The 3,651-nt window shown below is 43.5% G+C and carries 3 protein-coding genes; all 3 read right to left on the reverse strand.

The features are described from left to right. Window positions 1–1,708, reverse strand: a 1,708-nt coding sequence (locus AB4496_RS18295) for an EAL domain-containing protein (protein ID WP_372131568.1), incomplete at its 3' end; no start/stop codon positions are given. Between the two features lie 178 nt (window positions 1,709–1,886). After that, complete coding sequence (fabV, locus tag AB4496_RS18300) at window positions 1,887–3,086, reverse strand: enoyl-ACP reductase FabV (protein WP_009845332.1); 1,200 nt, start codon at window positions 3,084–3,086, stop codon at window positions 1,887–1,889. Window positions 3,087–3,167: 81 nt separating this feature from the next. Further along, on the reverse strand, window positions 3,168–3,651 hold a 484-nt coding region (locus tag AB4496_RS18305; protein ID WP_372131570.1), incomplete at its 5' end, for an arylesterase.

The following is a 3,651-nucleotide window of genomic DNA, read 5'->3' on the forward strand; positions in this document are numbered from 1 at the left end:
GAACGATCTCTGAGTCTTCCTGTGAGTTGAGCATTTGGTCGATGAAGCTCTTATCAATTTTAATCGTATCGAATGGGAATTTCTTAAGGTAACTAAATGAGGCATAGCCCGTCCCAAAGTCGTCCAGTGACAATGTAACGCCAATGTTGTGTAACGATTCCAATGTATTTTTCGCGACGACTTCATCTGCAATGAGGCAACTTTCCGTGACTTCAAGTTCTAAGAAATGAGGTTCTAGGTGATAGGTTTCCAACAGGTGAATAATTTGGTCTGCGAAATCAACATTCTTTAATTGAATAGCAGATACGTTTACGGCTATTTTGAAATCTTCAACGTATTCGGACCACTCTTTCGCTTGCTCAATCGCGTTGCGCAGAGCAAAATTTCCTACTTCGAAAATTAACCCGTTTTGCTCGGCCATGTGTATTAAGGTTTCGTTAGATATGTCTCCCAGAACGGGGTGTCGCCAACGTAGTAGAGCCTCTGCACCAACCCAGCGATGAGTCAACGGGCATACTTTAGGCTGAAAATAGAGCATAAGGTCATCATTACGAACCGCTTGGAGTAAATAACCTTCAATCTTATTAATATGACTTTGTTCTTCAGCATGAGACTGAGAATAGTAAGCGAACTTCTGTCCGGAATCTTTACATGCCAACATCGCTTCTGAAGATTTTTGGATAATACTGTCAGCACCATCGTCGTGCTCAGTAATCGCAATCCCTATAAAGGCATGCAGATGAACTTTGTCACTACCAATGTCAAATTCTGAATGACCGACTTTTACCAATGTCTGGCATAGTTCTTCGATACGTTGGTGCAAATCTTTAACACTGAACGCCAACACAAGGTCAACCGAAGTAGGGCGCGCAGTTAATACCTCGACATCAGAGATACTGTCGATGCGTTGTCGGTATTCAACAAGCACTTGGTCTAACGCGTTGTAGCCATATCGAGCTTGAATGCGCCTGCCATTAGTAAATCCAATATGGATTACTGCGAGTGAGCCACCAGTAAACCTTTGTTGTGACAACAACTTCTGATCTAAGCGCGACTCAAAAGCACTTCGGTTCAAAAAACCCGTGCCGAGATCGTGATTTTTTTGGAAATTGATCTCTTGTTCTGCCGCTCTGCGCTTATCAATCTCTTGGTTTAATGAATAATTAAGACTCGCGAGGTCTTTTGTGCGAGTAGCAACTCGGCTTTTTAAGTCACGATTCATTTGAGTGAGCTTAGCGTGTTGAAACAAGGTTTTTAATTGAGATTCTATCGAGGTGCGAAAGCTTTCTAATAGCTTAATATAGGTAGGCGTGTAGTGATTTTCTTTCGAGTCCAAGATACAAATGGTGCCGAACAATTCGCCGTTAGGCCAACATAGCGGAATGCCACAATAAGAGATTAAGCCAAGCTTTGTGTCGGGGTTATTTTTCCAATCAACATCGGCAAGCGCATTGGGTACTAAAAGCTGCTGCTGAGACTCCATCACCGTTTCGCAGTAAAGCCCATTTCCTAATGTTTCAGAATCGCCTTTGTTATAAGGGTTATCCTGACTGTGGCTGGTAGAGAAAACTTCAATGTAGTTGGTATGAACACGCATGATAAGTGCAGCAGGCACTTGAGTGATTTGAGCTAAGAGGTCGACAATATTTTGCCAGCTGGAGGCCATATCGTCAGGGATATCTAAGTCTATCGTTTTTATCTTCTTCATATGACTCCGAGTCAATTATGCTAAATGCATCAACACATCCTGTGTTAATTAAGATGAACCAAATAAACTGTGAATATTACATTAACTAAGTATAAGAAATGTTGCACAAAAAAACCTCCGCAATTTTGCGGAGGTTTTCAAATGTGAATCTGGGTCTCAGTAATGAGATAAGTTTCGATTAAGGCTTTAACTTTATAAAATCATCAGTGTTAAGTTTCTCTTTATAGTCTACCGATGGTTGAGCAAAACCGTTCAACTGTAAAAACTCTTCTTTAAAACCTTGATAGTCACCGATTGATTGGAAGTTGTTTTCATCCATAGCTTCAAGTAGTTCAGTCACATGAGCTTGGGTTTCTGGGTCGAGTTCCCATTCATCCATCCGAATTAGGCGCTCGCCATCAAGTGGTACTTTGGTTTGTCCATACAGCTTACTGCTGAATAAGCGTTGCATTTGTTGGATACAACCTTCGTGGGTCTCTTTTTCTTTCATCACTCTATATAAAGCGAGCAGATAGGGGCTTAGCCCCGGAATGAACACACTCGCTTTGGTCACTAATGCTTTACACACGGTCGCGTAAGCATTACCACCAAAGTTTGCTAGTTCAAGGTTAAGTGCGTGACTGGTTTGATGAAGGTCTATTTTAGCGCGGCCCAAAGTACCGTCTAAGTAGATAGGGTGCGTGACTTCTGGACCAACGTAAGAAAAAGCAATGGTTTTGCAACCTGGGGCAATAGATTCAGCATTGATTAGCTCATCTATCCACTGTTCCCAATCTTCGCCGCCCATGACTTTGAGTGTGCTTTCGGCTTCTTCTTCCGTTGCAGCATCAAGTGTGTTGGTCACCCAGTTGTCGTGCTCTAGTGAGATAGTCGCACCAGTCACGCTTTCACCGATTGGCTTAATGGCAGAGCGCCAGAATTCTTCGGTATTTGGTTTGGGTCTTACGCCAGCAGCCAAGCTATAGATAATCAGATCCACTTCACCTTCGAAGTAGGTTTCGATGGCTTCGACAACTTGTGAACGTGTTTCTTGTGAAAATGCGTCGCCAACAATGTTGATAGCAGTGCGTTGCTCTCGTTCGGCTTCTTTCTTGAAATAGATGTTGTTGTACCAACCAGCGCTGCCTAGGGATTTCTCGTTAGGACCGCGCTCGAATGAGACGCCGATGGTGTCAGCTTTTGCACCGCCAAAGGTAAGGGCAATGCGAGCGGCAAGGCCAAAGCCAGAGGAAGCACCGATAATCAGTACTCGCTTAGGGCCATCTTTGATCTGCGGCGCACTCTTAACAAACTTGATTTGTTGCTTTACGGATTCTTGACAGCCTAGAGGGTGAGCGCTTTTGGCTACCACACCCTTGATAATAGGTTCGATCAGCATAAATAACCTTACAGTTAACGGTGATATGCACTCAGGCTAACGTAAAGCTGTGTAAAATTTATTGAGCTAGACCATTAAAACCTAAAGATACTGATATAATTCTTTGGCGACAAATTCAGCAATCCAAGGCTGAGCTTCTGGTTTTGGATGCAGTCCATCGTTCATCATCCACTCCGGTTTGAGGATGATATGCTCTAGGAAAAACGGCAAAAGTGGCACGTTTTGTTGATCAGCAAGCGCTGCAAAAACGTACTCAAACTGTTGGTTGTAACGCTTACCGTAATTCGGTGGGATTTTAATCTTCATCATAATAGGTTTCGCGCCCGCAGCTTTTATCTGCTTAATGATTTGATCAAGATTCGCAGACATCAGCTTAGGTGGGAATCCACGAAGACCATCATTCGCACCGAGTTCGATAAGAACAGTGTCTGGGGCGTGTTCTTCAAGCAATTGTGGTAAACGAGCTAAGCCATTGCCAGTTGTGTCACCAGAAATACTTCCGTTGACCACGGTTACCGTTTTGTCATGCTTTGCTAACGCGTCTGGTAACAGGCTTGGCCAACTC

Origin of the sequence: Vibrio sp. 10N.222.46.A1, from assembly GCF_041473595.1 — a bacterium.
Taxonomy (GTDB): domain Bacteria; phylum Pseudomonadota; class Gammaproteobacteria; order Enterobacterales; family Vibrionaceae; genus Vibrio; species Vibrio tasmaniensis_A.

Coding starts and splice junctions, on each gene's coding strand:
- fabV (WP_009845332.1), bottom strand. CDS start 3,086: ATGCTGATCGAACCTATTATCAAGGGTGTGGTAGCCAAAAGCGCTCAC.